Here is a 17,424-nt window from a genome sequence, read left to right as displayed (position 1 = left end):
GGGGAGGTTCAAAGCATACTCGCGCCCGGAGGCGGGAGTCTTGAGCTGGAAAGCAAAAGACTCCGCCATTCGCCAAGGCGAAGCGGAGTCTTCCGTGTGCCCATTATGCAAACGCCCGGCTGGAGCCGGGCGATGCCTGAGCGTGCGGCAGAGCCTGTTAACTCAGTACAGGCGCTCGCGGCGGCGCTGCTCGCGCTGCACTTTCTTGGCGTGACGCTTGACCGCAGCGGCGGCCTTGCGCTTGCGCTCGGCAGTGGGCTTCTCGTAGAACTCACGGCTGCGAACTTCGGCCAGTACGCCGGCTTTTTCGCAGGAGCGCTTGAAACGACGCAGGGCTACGTCGAAGGGTTCGTTCTCTTTTACTTTGACGGCTGGCATCCAGGTCGTACCTTCATCAATTACCGAATGGTCGACGCATTCCGGCAAAAGCTGGCTCGGTGGCGCGTCGGATTTCAAGGGCTGCGGATATTAACGCCTCAAGGCACGGAATGCAAAGCCTTCAGTCGAAAACCGCTAGTCGGCACAAGGGGCGGCGATTATGATTCGCGCCTTCTTCTTTTGCCAGGCCAGAAAGGCTCGTACCCATGCTAGTGCTGGGGTTGGAAACCTCCTGCGACGAAACCGGCGTCGCCCTTTACGACAGTGAGCGCGGCCTGCTGGCCGACGCGCTGTTCAGTCAGATCGACCTGCACCGGGTCTACGGCGGCGTCGTACCCGAGCTGGCCTCCCGTGACCACGTCAAGCGCCTGCTGCCGCTGCTGCGCGAGGTGCTGGAGGGGGCCGGTCGCAAACCCGAAGACATCGACGGCATCGCCTATACCGCCGGCCCCGGCCTGGTGGGCGCGCTGTTGGTGGGAGCCTCCTGCGCCCAGGCTCTGGCCTTCGCGTGGGGGGTGCCGGCGCTCGGCGTGCACCATATGGAAGGCCACTTGCTGGCCCCCATGCTGGAAGAGCAGCCGCCGCAGTTCCCGTTCGTCGCCTTGCTGGTGTCCGGCGGCCACACCCAGCTGGTGCGGGTGGATGGCATCGGCCGCTACCAGTTGCTTGGCGAATCGGTGGACGATGCCGCCGGTGAAGCCTTCGACAAGACCGCCAAACTGATCGGCCTCGGCTACCCCGGTGGCCCGGAGATCGCCCGCCTGGCCCAGAACGGTACGCCCGGTCGCTTCACCTTCCCGCGACCGATGACCGATCGGCCGGGGCTGGATTTCTCCTTCAGCGGCCTCAAGACCTTCGCCCTCAACACCTGGCAGCAGTGCCGCAATGCTGGGGACGACGGTGAGCAAACCCGTTGCGACATCGCGCTGGCCTTTGAACAGGCGGTCGTGGAGACTCTCACCATCAAATGCAAGCGCGCCCTCAAGCAGACCGGCCTGAAGCGTCTGGTGATCGCCGGTGGCGTCAGCGCCAACCAGTCGCTGCGTCAGTCGCTGGGCAGGATGCTTGGTGAGATGAAGGGCGAAGTGTTCTACGCACGGCCGCGTTTCTGCACCGATAACGGCGCGATGATCGCTTATGCCGGCTGTCAGCGCTTGCTGGCGGGGCAGCAGGATGGTCCGGCGATCGGTGTGCATGCACGCTGGCCGATGGAGCAGCTACCCGCTGTCTGACGGCTGGTTGAGCCGATTTCCTTCAGTTGATCAGAAATGCCGTTCGCGTCCGGCGAAAAGGTCGCGTAGATTTCCGCGATGGCGCCAGACAATGAGTCCGGTCAGCACTGTCATCGGCAGGAGTGCGCCGGGTTGCTGCCAGGCCAGCAGTGGCAGGGTCAGCGGCGTGGCGATCAGCGCTGCCAGCGAGCTGGTGCGGGTCAGGTGGAAGGTCAGCAGCCAGACACTGACGGCCAGCAGCGCGGCCGGGGGATAGAGCCCCAGCAGCATGCCGGCGGCGGTGGCGACGCCCTTGCCGCCGCGAAAGCGGAAGTACAGGGGATAAAGGTGTCCGAGCACCGCGGCCAGGCCGATCCAGGCCTGTTGCTGGATGTCGAAGCCGCAGTAGCGGGCGACCAGTACCGGCAGCAGGCCTTTCAGCAGGTCGCCGAGCAAGGTCAGGATCGCCAGTTTCTTTCCTGCCACCCGCAGCATGTTGGTGGCGCCAGGGTTACCGGAGCCCTGGGCACGCGGGTCGCCCGTGCCGAACAGACGGCTGAGCAGAATGGCGAAGGACAACGATCCGAGCAGGTAGGCGAGAGTCGCCAGCAGCCAAAACATGGTATCCATTCCGGGGCGAGGAAGTCCCGATTCTAGCGGGGCAGCATTAACGTGGACACGGTTTTCATCGAAGGTCTGGAAGTCGACACCGTAATCGGTGCCTATGACTGGGAGCGCAGCATTCGCCAGTGCCTGCGCCTGGACCTGCAACTGGGCTGGGACAACCGCCCGGCCGCCGCGGGCGATGACCTGGACAAGGCACTCGACTACGCGGCCGTGTCCCAGCGCATCCAGGCCTTCGCCGCCCAAGCGCAGTTTCTCCTGGTGGAAACCTTCGCCGAGCGCCTGGTGGCCCTGCTGATGGCCGAGTTCAACATTCCCTGGGTCCGCCTGAAGTTGCACAAGCCTGGCGCGGTAGCTGCGGCCAGCAGCGTTGGCGTGGAGATCGAGCGCGGATGTCGCTGACCACTATCTACCTCGGCCTCGGCAGCAACATCGAGCGCGAGCGCAATCTCACCGCCGGTCTCGAAGCCCTGGCCGGTTTCCTTCAGGACATACGCTGCTCGGCGGTGTTCGAGAGCCTGCCGGTTGGTATCAAGAGTGGGAATTTCTTCAATCTGGTGGTGGTTGCCCGCACCGACCTGTCGCTCCATGAGCTGGATCGCCGGCTCAAGGAGATCGAGGCCGACAACGGCCGCTACGCGCCGGGCCGCAAGGGCCTGCCACTGGATATCGACGTGCTGCTGTATGGCGATCGCGTGGGCAATTTCGATGGCCTGGTTCTGCCGCGCCCCGAGGTGCTGAAGAACGCCTTCGTGCTCTGGCCCCTGGCGCTGCTGGCACCCGAGGCGCTGCACCCTGGCGAGCGTCGCTCCTTTGCGGAGTTGTGGCAGGGCGCCTCCATCCAGCAGGTGCTCTGGCCGGTCGCCTTCTCGTGGCGGGGCGTCGAGTTGACGCCCGCCGAGCTGGTTCAGGACTTCCCGCAGCCTTCCTTGTAAGCCTTCAGGGCCTTGAGGCGCTCGCCCTTGAGCGCTTCACCCAGTTCGGCCCCCTTCAAGCCCTTTTCCAGCAGTGGCTGCGCCGTCACCGCGCGGGCGACGGCCGCCGCACCCAGCAGGTAGGCGGCCTGGGGGTAGTCGCGCTGCTCCAGGCCGGTGCGGCCGCGGGCATCCATCTCGCTGGCGGCGACGAACTCTTCGAAGCGCTGGGGGCGGCGGTAGACGTCGAAGCTTTGCAGCAACTCCAGCAATGTGCTCGGGCGCAGTTCCGGCGCGCGATGGGCATGGGTGTGGTACTCGCCCACCAGCAGCGCCAGTTCCTGGCAATCCCGGGGAACCTTGCAGCGCTCATTCACCGCCTTGATCAGTTTCAGGCCGCGCTTTTCGTGGGCGATATGCTGCGGCCATTCCTCTTCCGGGGTCAGGCCCTTGCCCAGGTCATGCAGCAGGCAGGCCCAGCGCACGGTGAGCGGCTGCTGGTGTTCCGCGCATTGGCGCAGCACCGCCAGCACATGGATGCCGGAGTCCACCTCGGGGTGGTGCTTCTTCGGCTGCGGCACGCCGAACAGACGGTCCACTTCGGGCAGCCAGGCAGCTAGGGCACCGCAGTCGCGCAGGACCTGGATGAACACGTCCGGGCGCGGTTCCATCAGGGCGCGGGAGACTTCCTTCCAGCTGCGTTCCGGTGTCAGGGCGCCCAGTTCGCCGGATTCGGCGATCCGTCGCATCAGCGCCAGGGTTTCCTCGGCGACGGTAAAGCCCAGTGGCGCATAGCGCGCAGCGAAGCGCGCGACACGCAATACCCGCAGGGGATCTTCGGCGAACGCGGGGGAGACATGGCGCAGCACGCGGGCGGCGAGGTCTTTCTGGCCGCCATAGGGGTCGATCAAGTTGCCGTGGTCGTCTTCGGCCATGGCGTTAACGGTGAGGTCGCGGCGGATCAGGTCCTGTTCCAGGGTCACATCCGGGGTGGCGTAGAAGGTAAAGCCGCCGTAGCCGCGCCCGCTCTTGCGTTCGGTGCGTGCGAGGGCGTATTCCTCGCCGCTCTGGGGGTGCAGGAACACCGGGAAGTCCGCACCCACCGGGCGGTAGCCCTGCTCCAGCATTTCTTCGGCCGTGGCGCCTACCACTACCCAGTCGTTCTCGATCACCTCGCGACCCAACAGGCGGTCGCGAACCGCTCCGCCCACTTTGTATATCTGCATGGCTTGCCTCCGTGGCTGCGGAGGATAGCAGCCTGGCGGGCGGCAGGGAGCTGGGCGACGAGCGCGTGCATGGCGCTTTCCAGCCGCTCGGCGCCATCGCGGGAGAGGCTGGGACCGGTGTTGGCGACTGGCAAGCGGGGGCGCTCAGGCGCATCTGAGGGCGGCTCCCATTGGGCGGAAGCGCATGCCCGGTGCGGGCCGGGCATGCGCTCAACCGGTCAAATGGGTGGAATGATCAGGTCCAGGCGCGGGTATTCCCCGTCCTCAGTGCGCTCCCCCTTTGGGGGGACATGATGACTCCCGGTGATCTGCTCGCCGTTGCGGGTTTCCAGGTGGATATCGAAGCCCCAGAGGCGATGCAGGTGCTTGAGCACTTCGTCCGTCGAGTCACCCAGCGGCTTGCGGTCGTGCTGCTGGTGGCGCAGGGTCAGCGAGCGGTCGCCGCGGCGGTCCACACTCCAGATCTGCACGTTGGGCTCCCGGTTGCCGAGGTTGTACTGGGCCGCGAGGATTTCGCGGATCAAGCGGTAGCCCTGCTCGTCATGGATAGCCGGGACGTACAGCTCGTCCTTCTGGTCGTCGTCGAGGATGCTGAACAGCTTGAAGTCGCGGATCACCTTGGGTGAAAGGAACTGCAGGATGAAGCTTTCGTCCTTGAAGCTGCTCATGGCGAATTTCAGGGTGGACAGCCAGTCGCTGCCGGCGATGTCCGGGAACCAGCGCCGGTCTTCCTCCGTGGGTTCCTCGCAGATGCGGCGGATGTCGCGGTACATGGCAAAACCCAGGGCGTAAGGGTTGATGCCGCTGTAATAGGGGCTGTCGAAGGGCGGCTGGTAGACCACGCTGGTGTGCGACTGCAGGAACTCCATCATGAAGCCGTCGGTGACCAGACCCTCGTCGTACAGATCGTTGAGGATGGTGTAGTGCCAGAAGGTGGCCCAGCCTTCGTTCATCACCTGGGTCTGGCGCTGCGGATAGAAGTACTGGGCGATCTTGCGCACGATGCGCACCACTTCCCGTTGCCAGGGTTCCAGCAGTGGCGCGTGCTTCTCGATGAAGTAAAGGATGTTTTCCTGCGGTTCGGCCGGGAAGCGCTGGTTGTCCTTCTCGCTGCCCTTGCCGCTGCCCTTGGGAATGGTGCGCCAGAGGTCGTTGATCTGCTTCTGCAGGTGCTCCTCGCGCTCCTTCTGTCGGCGCCGTTCTTCTTCGGCGGAAATGGGGTAGGGGCGCTTGTAGCGGTCCACCCCGTAGTTCATCAGGGCGTGGCAGGAGTCCAGCAGGTCTTCCACCGCGTCGATGCCGTGGCGCTCCTCACACTGGGCGATGTACTGCTTGGCGAACACCAGGTAGTCGATGATCGAGCTGGCGTCGGTCCAGGTGCGGAACAGGTAGTTGCCCTTGAAGAAGCTGTTGTGGCCGTAGCAGGCATGGGCGATCACCAGCGCCTGCATGGTGATGGTGTTTTCCTCCATCAAGTAGGCGATGCAGGGATCGGAGTTGATCACGATCTCGTAGGCCAGGCCCATCTGGCCCCGCGAATAGCCTTTTTCGGTGGCGAGGAAGTGCTTGCCGTAGGACCAGTGGTGATAGCCGATGGGCATGCCGACCGAGGCGTAGGCATCCATCATCTGCTCGGCGCTGATCACTTCGATCTGGTTCGGGTAGGTGTCCAGCGCGTAGCGCTCGGCGATCCGGCTGATCTCGCGGTCATAGGCGCGAATCAGGTCGAAGGTCCATTCCGACCCCGTGGAAATGGGTTTGCGTTCCTTCTTGCTGGCAGTCATTTCACGCCTCCCCTCAGGTCACGAGCCTGCGCTGGAACAGCTCGCGGAACACCGGGTAGATATCCGCCGCCGAGACGATCTGTTGCTGCGCGAAGGTATCGGCGAACGCTTCGCAGACCTGTTCGTATTCGTACCACAGTGCCTGGTGCTCGCGCGGGGTGATCTCGACGTAGGTGAAGTACTGCACGAACGGCATGATCTGCTTGATCAGGATATCCCTGCAGATGGGTGAATCGTCGTTCCAGTTGTCGCCGTCCGAGGCCTGGGCGGCGTAGATGTTCCATTCATTGATGGGGTAGCGCTCGGCCATGATCTCCTGCATCAGCTTCAGCGCGCTGGAAACGATGGTGCCCCCGGTTTCCCGGGAGTAGAAGAATTCCTCCTCGTCCACTTCGCGTGCGCTGGTGTGGTGGCGGATGAACACGACCTCGATCTTGTCGTAGTTCCGCTTGAGGAACAGGTACAGGAGAATGAAGAAGCGTTTGGCGATGTCCTTGGTGGCCTGGGTCATGGAGCCGGAGACGTCCATCAGGCAGAACATCACCGCCTTGGAGGACGGATTGGGCTGCTTGACCAGCAGGTTGTACTTGAGGTCGAAGGTGTCGAGGAAGGGAACACGCTCGATCCTGGCGCGAAGTCTCGCGATTTCCGCTTCAAGTTCCTGGATGTCACCGAAATTGTCCGGCTCCTCGCGCTTCAGGCGCTCCAGTTCTTCCTTGGCTGCCTTCAGCTTGCTGCGGCTGCTGCCCGAGAGGGCGATGCGCCGCGCGTGGGCCGAGCGCAGGGTGCGGACGATATTGATCCGCGATGGGTTGCCTTCGTTGCTGATACCGGCGCGCACCGTCTTGAAGGTGTCGGCGCCGGTGAGGTGGCGTTTGACCAGGTTGGGCAGTTCCAGGTCCTCGAACATGAAGTCGAGGAATTCCTCCTGGGTGATCTGGAAGACGAAGTCATCCATCCCCTCGCCCTGGTTGCTGGCCTTGCCACCGCCACGGCCTCCACCGCCGCCCTGGGGACGGGGAATGCGGTCACCGGTGGTGAATTCCTTGTTGCCGGGATGGACGATGGTCTGCCTGCCGCCACGGCCATGGTGCAGGATGGGTTCGTCGATATCGCGGCCGGGGATGCTGATCTGTTCGCCATGCTCCATGTCGGTGATGGAGCGGCGGCTGACGGCCTCCTCCACGGCCTTCTTGATGTGGTCGCGGTAACGGCGCAGGAACCGCTGGCGGTTCACCGTGCTCTTGTTCTTGCCGTTCAAACGCCTGTCGATGACGTAGCTCATAGACCCCTCCGGGGAGCTTCAGGCTGCAAGGCACGGAGGACGCCGCGTGTGACGGCGCCTCCGGCGTGCATGTTCCAGGCTTGCAGCTTGAGACTGTTTTACTGCGACTTGCGTACCCGCAGGTACCATTCGGACAGCAGGCGTACCTGTTTCTCCGTATAGCCGCGCTCGACCATGCGCTTGACGAAGTCGTTGTGTTTCTGTTGCTCCTCCTTGCTGCCCTTGGCATTGAAGCTGATGACCGGCAGAAGGTCCTCGGTGTTGGAGAACATCTTCTTCTCGATGACCACGCGCAGCTTCTCGTAGCTGAGCCAGCTCGGGTTCTTGCCGTTGTTGTTGGCCCGGGCGCGCAGCACGAAATTGACGATCTCGTTGCGGAAGTCCTTCGGGTTGCTGATGCCGGCCGGTTTCTCGATCTTCTCCAGTTCCTCGTTCAGGGCTACACGGTTGAGGATCTCGCCGGTTTCCGGGTCGCGGTATTCCTGGTCCTGGATCCAGAAGTCCGCGTAGAGCACGTAGCGGTCGAAGATGTTCTGGCCGTATTCGCTGTAGGACTCCAGGTAGGCGGTCTGGATTTCCTTGCCGATGAACTCGATGTAGCGCGGCGCCAGGTATTCCTTGATGTAGCGCAGGTAGCGTTCACGCAGTTCCGCCGGGAACTGTTCCTGCTCGATCTGCTGCTCCAGTACATAGAGCAGGTGCACCGGGTTGGCCGCCACTTCGTGGGGGTCGAAGTTGAACACCTTGGAAAGGATCTTGAAGGCAAAGCGGGTCGACAGGCCATTCATGCCCTCGTCCACGCCTGCCGCGTCGCGGTATTCCTGGATCGACTTGGCCTTGGGATCGGTGTCCTTGAGGTTTTCTCCGTCGTAGACGCGCATCTTCGAATAGATGTTGGAGTTCTCCGGCTCCTTCAGGCGCGACAACACGGAGAACTGCGCCAGCATGCGCAGGGTGTCCGGGGCGCAGTGGGCGTGGGCCAGGGAGCTGCTGACCAGCAGCTTGTCGTAGATCTTGATTTCGTCGGTGACGCGCAGGCAGTAGGGCACCTTGACGATGTAGATCCGGTCGATGAAGGCCTCGTTGTTCTTGTTGTTACGGAAGCTGTGCCATTCCGATTCGTTGGAGTGGGCCAGGATGATGCCGTTGAACGGCAGTCCGCCCAGTCCCTCGGTGCTGTTGTAGTTGCCTTCCTGGGTGGCGGTCAGCAACGGGTGCAGGACCTTGATCGGCGCCTTGAACATCTCGACGAATTCCATCAGGCCCTGGTTGGACCGGCACAGGGCGCCCGAGTAGCTGTAGGCATCGGCGTCGTTCTGCGGGAATTCCTCCAGCTTGCGGATATCCACCTTGCCCACCAGCGCGGAGATGTCCTGGTTGTTCTCGTCGCCCGGCTCGGTCTTGGCGATGGCGATCTGGTTGAGGATCGACGGATACAGTTTCACCACGCGGAATTTGCTGATGTCCCCGCCCAGTTCGTTCAGACGCTTGGTGGCCCAGGGCGACATCACGGTACGCAGGTAGCGACGCGGGATGCCGTACTCCTCCTCGAGGATGGCGCCGTCTTCATCGGCATTGAACAGCCCCAGGGGCGATTCGAACACCGGTGACCCCTTGATCGCATAGAAGGGCACGCGTTCCATCAACTGCTTCAGCTTCTCCGCCAGGGACGACTTGCCGCCACCGACCGGGCCCAGCAGGTAGAGGATCTGTTTCTTCTCTTCCAGGCCCTGGGCGGCATGGCGGAAGTAGGACACGATCTGGTCGATGCACTCTTCCATGCCGTGGAAGTCGGCGAAGGCCGGATAGCGGCGAATGACCTTGTTGGAGAAGATCCGCGACAGCCTCGGGTCGGTCGAAGTGTCGAGCAGCTCCGGGTCACCGATTGCCATGAGCATGCGTTCGGCGGCGGTGGCGTAGGCGCTGCGGTCCTGCTTGCACAGATCCAGGTATTCCTGAAGGGAATATTCCTCCTGGCGAGTCGCTTCGAAGCGTTGTTGGAAGTGGCTGAAAATGCTCATGACGTCACCTCGCTGGAATCAGGAAGCCGGCGCGGGGTCGGTTATGCGGGTGCGGGCAGTCAGCCGGAGACGGTCGGCTGATGAAAATCCCCCAGAACACCTGAATGGTCGCTGCCGATGGCCCGGAACCGGTGTACCGGCTCTCCCCTTTTTTGGATGGCCTGAGCTAAGAGTAGTTCGTTATCGGCAACGTCAAGCGTGGCGGAGCGATAACAGGGGATTACCGTCCGTCGGGGAAGTGGCGCCAGGCCAGAGATAGCGCGGCGTTGCGCCGCGCCGAAAAATTTTTACTCGACGTTGCCTTGGGCAACTTCCCCGGGATAGACGCTGCGCCACAGCTCGAAGCCGCCGTCGAGGCTATAGACCTCGGAGAAGCCCTGATGCGCGAGATAGGCGGCCGCGCCCTGGCTGGAGTTGCCGTGGTAGCAGGCGACGATCAGCGGCTTGTCGAAGTCGGCCTTGGCGATGAAGTCGGCCAAGGAGTAGTTGTCCAGGTGGTGCGCGCCGCTGATGTGGCCGAGGGCGAAACTCTGCGGGTCGCGGATGTCCACCACCACGGCGCCCTGTTCGCGAAGGGCCTGGGCCTGTTCGGGGGCGATGCGCTGGAATTCACTCATGGCGGTTCTCCTTGCAGCTGCAGCTGATGCGCTCGCCGCTGTCGATATTCAGTAGGGTCATGGCGCCGCCCCAGACGCAGCCGGTGTCGAGGGCGTACAGGCCGGGCTCGTTGCACTTGCCTTCCAGCGCCGCCCAGTGGCCGAAGATGATCTTCTGCCCGCGGGTCTTGCGCTCGGGGTAGCTGAACCAGGGGGCGAAACCGGGGGGCGCGGTATCCAGGCCTTCCTTGGACTTGAGGTCCAGGGTGCCATCGGCACGGCAGAAGCGCATGCGGGTGAAGTAGTTGGTGATGACCCGCAGGCGCGTGACACCGTGCAGGTCGCCGTCCCACCTGGCCGGCTCGTTGCCGTACATGCCATCGAGGAACAGCGGCAGGCGGGCGTCGTCCTGCAGGGCTTCCTCGACTTCCGCGGCGCGCTTGAGGGCCTTCTTCAGCGACCACTGGGGCGGAATCCCGGCGTGGACCATGGCGACGTCGCGCTGTTCGTCGTAATGCAGCAGCTTCTGCCGACGCAGCCAGTCCAGCAGATCGGCGCGGTCGGGCGCTTCGAGGATTTCGCGCAGGGTGTCGGCCTTGCGCAGCCGCTCGATGTTGTTAGCCACGGCCAGCAGGTGCAGGTCGTGGTTGCCGAGCACGCAGACCACCGAGTCGCGGATGGAATAAAGGAAGCGCAAGGTTTCCAGGGATTTGGGGCCCCGGTTGACCAGGTCGCCCACCAGCCAGAGTTCGTCCTTGGCCGGATCGAAGCGCACCTGTTCCAGCAGGCACTTCAGTTGATCGAGGCAACCCTGGACGTCGCCCACTGCATAAGCCGTCATGCCGGTGTCCTCAGTGCAGCGAGCCCGGAACGGCCAGGCGGAAGGGGGCGATGATGGCGTCGAAGCGTTTGCCGTCGTCAGCGACCATCTGGTAGCTGCCCTGCATGCTGCCAACCCGCGTGGCCATCACGGTACCGCTGGTGTAGGTGTGGCTGGCACCCGGTTCGATTCGCGGCTGCTGCCCAACCACGCCGGCACCGCGGACTTCCTGTACATGGCCGTCGCCATCGGTGATCACCCAGTGGCGGCTGAGCAACTGGGCCGGCAGCTCGCCGTTGTTCTGGATGGTCACGGTGTAGGCGAAGGCAAAGCGGTTCTCGTCCGGCTGCGATTGTTCCGGGAGGAAGCGGGTGACGACGCTGACGTCGACCTTGTAAGGGGAATCGGACACGCGAAAGTTCTCGAATTGCTGGAATTGGAGTCTAGGGGGTCGCGCTGGTGGCAGCCAGTTGATCAGCCAGGCGGACAAAGGAAGCCAGGTCGAGCTGTTCGGGGCGCAGCCCGCCGTCGACGCCTGCGGCTTCGATGGCGGAAGCGTCCAGCAGGCCCTTGAGGGTATTGCGCAGGGTCTTGCGACGCTGGTTGAACGCTTCGCGCACCACGCGTTCCAGCAGGGCGGGATCCTTGGCCGGGTGCGGCAGGACTTCGTGGGGGACCAGGCGCACGATGGCCGAATCCACCTTGGGCGGCGGATTGAAGGCGCCCGGGCCGACGTTGAACAGGTGCTCCACGCGGCAGTGGTACTGGACCATGATCGACAGCCGGCCCCAGTCGCCGCCGCCGGGCTCGGCGGCCAGGCGCTCCACCACTTCCTTCTGCAGCATGAAGTGCATGTCGCGGATCAGGTCCGCGTGGTCCAGCAGGTGGAAGATCAGCGGGGTGGAGATGTTGTACGGCAGGTTGCCCACCACCCGTAGGCTGTGGGGTTCGGCGTCGAGCTGGCGGAAGTCGAACTTCAGCGCATCGCCCTGGTTGAGGCGGAAGTTCGGCAGAAGGCCGAACTTGTGCTTCAGGATGGGGATCAGGTCCAGGTCCAGTTCGACGACGTCGAGTTGGGCGCCGCTGGCCAGCAGGCCTTCGGTGAGCGCGCCCTGGCCCGGCCCGATCTCCAGCAGGTGCTCGCCCGCGCGGGCGTGAATGCTGCGCAGGATGCGGTGGATGATGCCGGCGTCATGCAGGAAGTTCTGGCCGAAACGCTTGCGCGCGCGGTGTTGGTATTCGGACATGGGGGAGCTCCAAGCTTCAAGCTGCAAGCATCAAGCAAGAGCGTAAAGCGAAAATGCAAAGGCGCGAAGCTTATCAGCTGAGGCCCTGTACGGCACGCTGATTGGCTTGCAGCTTGCAGCTTGCAGCTTGCAGCTTGCAGCTTGCAGCTTGCAGCTTGCAGCCTCAGCGACTGCTGGCCGCCATCTGGTAGGCGGTTTCCAGGGCGACTTCCAGGCTGCCGCAGTCGATACGCCCGGTGCCGGCCAGATCCAGCGCGGTGCCGTGGTCCACCGAAGTGCGGATGATCGGCAGGCCCAGGGTGACGTTCACCGCCGCGCCAAAGCCCTTGTACTTGAGCACGGGCAGCCCCTGGTCGTGGTACATGGCGAGCACGGCGTCGCACTGCTCCAGATGCTTGGGGGTGAACAGGGTGTCGGCGGGCAGCGGGCCAACCAGGTTCAGACCCTCTTCGCGCAGCCCTTCGAGCGTCGGCTCGATGACCTCCAGTTCTTCCCGGCCCAGGTGGCCGCCTTCGCCGGCATGGGGGTTGAGGCCGCAGACCAGGATGCGCGGTTGGGCGATGCCGAACTTGTTCACCAGGTCCGCATGGAGAATACGGCTGACGCGCTGGAGCCGGTCGGGCGTAATGGCGGCGGCGACATCCTTGAGTGGCAGGTGGGTGGTCACCAGGGCCACGCGCAGGCCGCGAGTGGCCAGCATCATCACCACCTGCCGGGTTGCGGTCAGATCGGCGAGAAATTCGGTGTGGCCGGAGAAGGCAATGCCCGCTTCGTTGATCACGCCCTTGTGCACAGGGGCGGTGATCATTCCGGCGAACAGTCCGTCGAGGCAGCCCTGTCCCGCGCGGGTCAGGGTTTCCAGCACATAGCCGGCGTTCTCCGGTTCCAGCTGGCCCGGCCTGGCTGCGACTCGCAGGGGCGTGTCCCAGACGTAGAGGCTGCCGGCAGGAGCCGGAGCTTCCGGCAGGTGGGATGGATCGGTTTCGATCAGCTGAATCGACAAGCCCAGTTCGGCGGCACGCTGCTCGAGCAGGTCGCGACTGGCGATGGCGATCAGGGCGTGGGGCTGGGCGGAGCGGGAGAGTAGCAGGCAAAGGTCGGGGCCGATGCCGGCGGGTTCACCTGGGGTGAGGGCGAAGCGGAGAGGTTTCATTCCGGGTCCTTGCTTGGTGTCCAGCGCGTTGGCGGTGATTGTACCGCCAGCGCGCCGGACTGGACCTGGCGACTTACAGCTTGGTTTCGACGTAGGCTTCGTCGCGGATCTGGCGCAGCCAGGCCTGCAGTTCCTCGTCGTACTTGCGGTTGCGCAGGATGTTGATGGCCTGCTGCTCGCGGAATTTCTCGCTGCTGTCGGTGGCGCGGCGGCCCAGCACTTCCAGGACATGCCAGCCGTAGGGGCTCTTGAACGGCCTGGAAAGCTCGCCGGCAGGGGTTCTGGCCATGACTTCGCGGAACTCCGGAACCAGAGCGTTAGGGTCGATCCAGTTCAGATCGCCGCCATTGAGGGCAGAACCCGGGTCTTCGGAGAAGCTCTTGGCCAGCTCGCCGAAGTCTTCGCCGGCCTGGATGCGCTCGTACAGGCGCTCGGCCAGACGCTTGGTATCCGCTTCGCTGCGAATCTCGCTGGGCTTGAGCAGGATGTGGCGGACGTGCACTTCGTCGCGAACCAAGGTGTCGCCACCGCGCTTGTCCATCAGCTTGAGGATGATGAAGCCGCCCGGGGTACGGACCGGCTCGGTCACCTGGCCGACCTCAAGGGCGCTGATCATGCCATCGAAGGGCGGCGGCAGCTGGGCGGCCTTGCGCCAGCCGATCTCGCCGCCTTCCAGTGCGGTTTCGCCGGCGGAGCGGGAAATCGCCAGCTGGGCGAAGTCGGCGCCTTGCTGGAGCTGCTGATACAGCTCCACGGCCTGACGCTCGGCTGCCTGGATGGTGCTCGGCGAGGAACCTTCCGGTACCGGGATCAGGATGTTGGCCAGGCGAAATTCCTCGGACAGCTGGATCTTGCCCATGTCGGAAGCGAGGAAGTTCTGCACTTCCTGGTCGGTGACCTGGATACGCTCGGCCACGCGACGCTGGCGGACGCGGCTGATGACCATTTCGCGGCGAACCTGGTCGCGAGCGTCCTCATAGGACAGACCGTCACGGGCGAGGGCGCTGCGGAACTGGTCGACCGTCAGGCCATTGCGCTGGGCGATGGCTTCGATGGCCTGGTTCAGTTCTTCATCGGCGATACGGATGCCGGAGCGGTCGCCGATCTGCAGCTGGATATTCTCGATGATCAGGCGTTCCAGCACCTGCTGGCTCAGCACATTCTCGGGCGGCAGCGAGGCGCCGCGCTTGGCGATGGTCTGCTGCACTTCACGCAGGCGCTGGTCCAGCTGGCTCTGCATGATCACATCGTTATCGACAATGGCGACCACGCGGTCGATGGTGCGAACCTCGGCGTGCGCGAGGCCGCCGAGGAGAAGGGCGCCCAACAGCAGCGGGCGCAGACAATCAGAGAGCTTGGTCTTCACGTTCACGGTAACCTTGAATGCCTTTTTCCAGGAAGCCTTCGGCCTTGTTGCCAACGATGCCGCCGAGGCCCTTCAGGACGATTTGCAGGAAGATCCCGCGGTCGCCGCTTTCGTTGGTGGTGTCGGGGGTCTGGTCGAACTCGTCGTAGTCCACCCAGTAGCGGTTGATCAGGCGCAGCTTCCAGCAGCAGCTGTCGTACTCGAAGCCGCCGAAGGCTTCCAGGGTACGGTTGCGGTTGTAGTCGTACTGCCAGCGGGCCAGGGCGCTCCATTGCGGGACGATCGGCCAGATGACCGAGAAGTCGTGCTGGCTGATCTTGTAGTAGTCCTTGATGAAGTTCGGCGAGCCGGGGGTTCCGAAGTCGCCGCCGCCCACGACCCAGTTACCGGTGGACTGGTCGAAGCGGATGGTGTCGTTTCGGTAGCGATAACCGGCGTTGACCACCTTGTTCGGGTTGTCCTCGGGCTGGTAGTGGAACATCGCGCTGCCGGAGCGGGTGCGATGGGTATCCGGGTCCCAGTTGAAAGTCGAGTTGATGCGCCAGTCGCGGTTGAAGCGGTACAGGTATTCCAGCGCGTAGGGCGAAACAGAGGCCTGGGCGTCGGCACGATCGTGGAAGTCGATGCCGGGCAGTTGCACCTTGCGGTCCTGGAAGTAGAAGGCCTGGCCGATGCTGAAGCGCTGGCGCTCGAAGCCATTGGACTCGATCCAGCGGTTGGTCACGCCCAGGGAAACCTGGTTGGCATCGCCGATGCGGTCGCGGCCGGAGAAGCGGTTGTCACGCCACAGCGACGAGTAGCTGAAGGTGGGTTCGCCGGTATCGAACAGCGGGATGTCGGTCTGGTCCTCTTCCGGTACGTAGAGGTAGAACAGCCGAGGCTCCAGGGTCTGGGTGTAGTTCTTGCCGAAGAATTGGGTCTGGCGGTCGAAGAACAAGCCACTGTCCAGGCTGTAGATCGGTACCTGGCGATCCTGGCTGCCATGGAAGGTCTGCTCGGCCAGCAGCGTGTTCTTGCCTTGCTGGTCCAGGTCAAGGTCGTACTGGGTATAGGCGTACTTGACCTGCGGCTTGAGGTAGCCCCAGGTCCAGTTCATCGGCAGGCTGACGCCGGGCTCCAGGTGGGTACGATCACCATTGGCGCGAGCCAGGCCGCGCAGGTTGTTGTCGTTCCAGGGTGAAGTAACGCCATCGATATCGGTGAACAGGCCGTCGCGCAGGTTGCGGTCGAAACGCACGAACTCGGTCTTGTAGGCGAAGTTCAGGCCGCCGGGCTGGAAGGGCAATGCGCCGTCCATGGTGATCTGCGGCAGGCGGTCGTAGGGCGTGATGTCGGTGATGGTCGCCAACTCGTATGCCTGGGCATTCAGCTTCGCGGTGTAGGTATTGCCGCGATAGGTGAGGGTGCCGCGCTGGTTGACGTAGGTGGGGGTGTCCACGCCCAGGTCGGTGTCCAGGTCCTCGAAGTAGTACGGGTCGCTGATGTCGGTGTAGTCGACTTCGGCCAGCAGGCGGGAGTCCAGGCCGCCGGTGTGTTTCCAGCTGTACAGCCAGCGCTTCTTCTCGTACTCGGACATGAGCTTGCGCTCATCTTCCTTGTCGTCGAGGTAGGCGGCGCCAAGCTGGCCTTCGCTGCTGCGGGTCAGGTAGCGGAACTCGCCTTCCATCAGCAGGCCGCGCTTGGCCATGTAGCGCGGGTACAGGGTGGCGTCGTAGTTCGGCGCCAGGTTGAAGTAGTACGGCGTGACCAGCAGGAAGCCGGTGTCGCTGCTGCTGCCGATGGTCGGCGGCAGGAAGCCGGACTGGCGACGGTCGTCGATCGGGAAATAGATGTACGGGGTATAGAACACCGGAATGTCCTTGACCCGCAGGGTGACGTTGGTCGCGGTGCCGAAGCCGGTGGCCGGGTTCAGCTTGATGTTGTTGCCCTTCAGGTGCCAGGCATTGTCACCCGGTTCGCAACGGGTGTAGGTACCGTCCTTCAGGCGGATGATCGCGTCTTCCTGTCGCTTGGCGTACAGGGCGCTGCCGCGGGTGTGCGACTGGTGCAGGACGTACTCGGCGTTGTCGACCTTGGCTTCACCGTTGTCCAGTTGCAGTTCGGCGTGGTCGCCGACCACCAGGGCGCCCTTGTCGCGCAGCTTGACGTTGCCGACCAGCTCGCCACGGTTTTCCGCCTGGTGCAGGTTGGCTTCGTCGGCCTCCACCTGCATGCTGCCCTGGCGCAGGACGACATCACCTGCGAGGGTGGCGATCTGCTTTTCCTGCTCGTAGCGCGAGGCTTTGGCGGAGATGTAGGTCGGCGCATCTTCCAGCGGAGTGTCGTCGTCCATGCCCGGACGCGTCGGCTCGACATAGGCACCGGCACAATAGGGGCCGGCTTCGGCCAGTTGCGCGGGGGTGAGTTTGTCGCGCGGCACCCAGTCGAGGTGGCTGTAATCGGCGCTGCGGGAGACCAGGCCCTTGCCTTCGGCCTCGGTGACCAGGGTCGGCTTGCCGCCCTGGGCTTCACCGCCTTCGCCGGCCTGGGGCGCGACGCCAATGGTCGAGCTCACGGCGCTGTCGCTGTGCACCGGGCGCGGCGGCAGGCTCTCGGCGCTGGCCTTGGGCGCACAGGCCCAGCCGCCAGTGGCGGAAGCCTTGCAGTCGAACTGCTCTGCGGCGATGACGAACGAGGTGGCTACTGGCTGGAGGGCCAGCAGGCTGCCGGTCACCAGCAGGGGGAACTTTCTACGAAACGCGGGGGATCTTACTGCCATCTTATTAGTCCGGGCTTCCTGCGCGCCTTCGGCCCGCTGGG

Annotated in this window: 16 protein-coding genes; 3 read left to right on the top strand and 13 right to left on the bottom strand. The window is 63.9% G+C overall.

Going from position 1 to position 17,424, the window contains the following annotated elements; genetic code table 11:
• Positions 1-162 precede the first annotated feature (162 nt).
• Entirely contained in the window at positions 163-378 is a 216-nt protein-coding gene (rpsU, locus tag ACFW0B_RS07280; RefSeq protein ID WP_003085057.1) for a 30S ribosomal protein S21, read from the bottom strand.
• Positions 379-584: 206 nt separating this feature from the next.
• On the opposite strand from rpsU, the gene tsaD reads away from it, so the two are divergent.
• Positions 585-1,610 carry a tRNA (adenosine(37)-N6)-threonylcarbamoyltransferase complex transferase subunit TsaD gene (tsaD, locus tag ACFW0B_RS07275; protein ID WP_449147265.1) on the top strand — a complete coding sequence of 342 codons (1,026 nt, stop codon included), beginning with the start codon at positions 585-587 and terminating at the stop codon, positions 1,608-1,610.
• 30 nt (positions 1,611-1,640) lie between these two features.
• On the opposite strand, the gene plsY is transcribed toward tsaD, so the two are convergent.
• Entirely contained in the window at positions 1,641-2,210 is a 570-nt protein-coding gene (gene plsY / locus ACFW0B_RS07270; RefSeq protein ID WP_449147264.1) for a glycerol-3-phosphate 1-O-acyltransferase PlsY, read from the bottom strand.
• Between the two features lie 51 nt (positions 2,211-2,261).
• Between plsY and folB the strand changes: the two genes are divergently transcribed.
• Together folB and folK are read left to right on the top strand one after the other, a co-directional pair.
• Positions 2,262-2,615 carry a dihydroneopterin aldolase gene (folB, locus tag ACFW0B_RS07265; protein WP_449147263.1) on the top strand — a complete coding sequence of 118 codons (354 nt, stop codon included), beginning with the start codon at positions 2,262-2,264 and terminating at the stop codon, positions 2,613-2,615.
• Entirely contained in the window at positions 2,606-3,148 is a 543-nt protein-coding gene (gene folK / locus ACFW0B_RS07260) for a 2-amino-4-hydroxy-6-hydroxymethyldihydropteridine diphosphokinase (RefSeq protein WP_449147262.1), read from the top strand. The genes folB and folK overlap by 10 nt, the downstream gene beginning before the upstream one ends.
• On the opposite strand, the gene ACFW0B_RS07255 is transcribed toward folK, so the two are convergent.
• From ACFW0B_RS07255 to ACFW0B_RS07205, 11 genes are all read right to left on the bottom strand, one after another.
• The gene (locus ACFW0B_RS07255) at positions 3,121-4,353 is read right to left on the bottom strand and encodes a multifunctional CCA addition/repair protein (RefSeq protein WP_449147261.1); all 1,233 of its coding nucleotides are present in this window, start codon (positions 4,351-4,353) and stop codon (positions 3,121-3,123) included. The genes folK and ACFW0B_RS07255 overlap by 28 nt on opposite strands.
• A gap of 218 nt (positions 4,354-4,571) precedes the next feature.
• Positions 4,572-6,137 carry a SpoVR family protein gene (locus ACFW0B_RS07250; protein WP_449147260.1) on the bottom strand — a complete coding sequence of 522 codons (1,566 nt, stop codon included), beginning with the start codon at positions 6,135-6,137 and terminating at the stop codon, positions 4,572-4,574.
• Positions 6,138-6,150: 13 nt separating this feature from the next.
• Positions 6,151-7,422, bottom strand: a complete 1,272-nt coding sequence (locus ACFW0B_RS07245; protein WP_449147259.1) for a YeaH/YhbH family protein — start codon at positions 7,420-7,422, stop codon at positions 6,151-6,153.
• A 98-nt stretch (positions 7,423-7,520) separates the two neighbouring features.
• A complete protein-coding gene (locus ACFW0B_RS07240) occupies positions 7,521-9,443 on the bottom strand; it encodes a PrkA family serine protein kinase (protein WP_449147258.1) in 1,923 nt (640 codons plus the stop codon).
• Between the two features lie 287 nt (positions 9,444-9,730).
• Positions 9,731-10,060 (bottom strand): thiosulfate sulfurtransferase GlpE, encoded by a 330-nt coding sequence (gene glpE / locus ACFW0B_RS07235; RefSeq protein WP_449147257.1) that lies wholly within the window; start codon positions 10,058-10,060, stop codon positions 9,731-9,733.
• Positions 10,053-10,880, bottom strand: coding sequence for a symmetrical bis(5'-nucleosyl)-tetraphosphatase (locus ACFW0B_RS07230; RefSeq protein WP_449147256.1), 828 nt, complete (start codon positions 10,878-10,880; stop codon positions 10,053-10,055). Before ACFW0B_RS07230 ends, glpE begins: the two co-directional genes overlap by 8 nt.
• Positions 10,881-10,890: 10 nt before the next feature.
• Positions 10,891-11,271: a Co2+/Mg2+ efflux protein ApaG gene (apaG, locus tag ACFW0B_RS07225; protein ID WP_449147255.1), complete on the bottom strand. Its 381-nt coding sequence runs from the start codon at positions 11,269-11,271 to the stop codon at positions 10,891-10,893.
• 31 nt (positions 11,272-11,302) lie between these two features.
• Positions 11,303-12,106, bottom strand: coding sequence for a 16S rRNA (adenine(1518)-N(6)/adenine(1519)-N(6))-dimethyltransferase RsmA (rsmA, locus tag ACFW0B_RS07220; RefSeq protein ID WP_449147254.1), 804 nt, complete (start codon positions 12,104-12,106; stop codon positions 11,303-11,305).
• A gap of 163 nt (positions 12,107-12,269) precedes the next feature.
• Positions 12,270-13,259 carry a 4-hydroxythreonine-4-phosphate dehydrogenase PdxA gene (gene pdxA / locus ACFW0B_RS07215; RefSeq protein WP_449147253.1) on the bottom strand — a complete coding sequence of 330 codons (990 nt, stop codon included), beginning with the start codon at positions 13,257-13,259 and terminating at the stop codon, positions 12,270-12,272.
• 73 nt (positions 13,260-13,332) lie between these two features.
• Complete coding sequence (locus tag ACFW0B_RS07210) at positions 13,333-14,625, bottom strand: peptidylprolyl isomerase (protein ID WP_449147252.1); 1,293 nt, start codon at positions 14,623-14,625, stop codon at positions 13,333-13,335.
• Complete coding sequence (locus ACFW0B_RS07205) at positions 14,606-17,383, bottom strand: LPS-assembly protein LptD (RefSeq protein ID WP_449147251.1); 2,778 nt, start codon at positions 17,381-17,383, stop codon at positions 14,606-14,608. The genes ACFW0B_RS07210 and ACFW0B_RS07205 overlap by 20 nt, the downstream gene beginning before the upstream one ends.
• Positions 17,384-17,424: the final 41 nt, after the last annotated feature.

Source organism: Metapseudomonas phytobenefica (assembly GCF_043392685.1).
In the GTDB taxonomy this organism is placed as follows: Bacteria; Pseudomonadota; Gammaproteobacteria; order Pseudomonadales; family Pseudomonadaceae; genus Metapseudomonas.
Note: the sequence above shows the minus strand (reverse complement) of the source record. Positions and strands in the feature narration are given on the sequence as shown.

Coding starts and splice junctions, on each gene's coding strand:
- ACFW0B_RS07245 (WP_449147259.1), bottom strand. CDS start 7,422: ATGAGCTACGTCATCGACAGGCGTTTGAACGGCAAGAACAAGAGCACG.
- ACFW0B_RS07240 (WP_449147258.1), bottom strand. CDS start 9,443: ATGAGCATTTTCAGCCACTTCCAACAACGCTTCGAAGCGACTCGCCAG.
- tsaD (WP_449147265.1), top strand. CDS start 585: ATGCTAGTGCTGGGGTTGGAAACCTCCTGCGACGAAACCGGCGTCGCC.
- glpE (WP_449147257.1), bottom strand. CDS start 10,060: ATGAGTGAATTCCAGCGCATCGCCCCCGAACAGGCCCAGGCCCTTCGC.
- rpsU (WP_003085057.1), bottom strand. CDS start 378: ATGCCAGCCGTCAAAGTAAAAGAGAACGAACCCTTCGACGTAGCCCTG.
- folK (WP_449147262.1), top strand. CDS start 2,606: ATGTCGCTGACCACTATCTACCTCGGCCTCGGCAGCAACATCGAGCGC.
- pdxA (WP_449147253.1), bottom strand. CDS start 13,259: ATGAAACCTCTCCGCTTCGCCCTCACCCCAGGTGAACCCGCCGGCATC.
- ACFW0B_RS07205 (WP_449147251.1), bottom strand. CDS start 17,383: ATGGCAGTAAGATCCCCCGCGTTTCGTAGAAAGTTCCCCCTGCTGGTG.
- ACFW0B_RS07230 (WP_449147256.1), bottom strand. CDS start 10,880: ATGACGGCTTATGCAGTGGGCGACGTCCAGGGTTGCCTCGATCAACTG.
- plsY (WP_449147264.1), bottom strand. CDS start 2,210: ATGTTTTGGCTGCTGGCGACTCTCGCCTACCTGCTCGGATCGTTGTCC.
- ACFW0B_RS07255 (WP_449147261.1), bottom strand. CDS start 4,353: ATGCAGATATACAAAGTGGGCGGAGCGGTTCGCGACCGCCTGTTGGGT.
- ACFW0B_RS07250 (WP_449147260.1), bottom strand. CDS start 6,137: ATGACTGCCAGCAAGAAGGAACGCAAACCCATTTCCACGGGGTCGGAA.
- rsmA (WP_449147254.1), bottom strand. CDS start 12,106: ATGTCCGAATACCAACACCGCGCGCGCAAGCGTTTCGGCCAGAACTTC.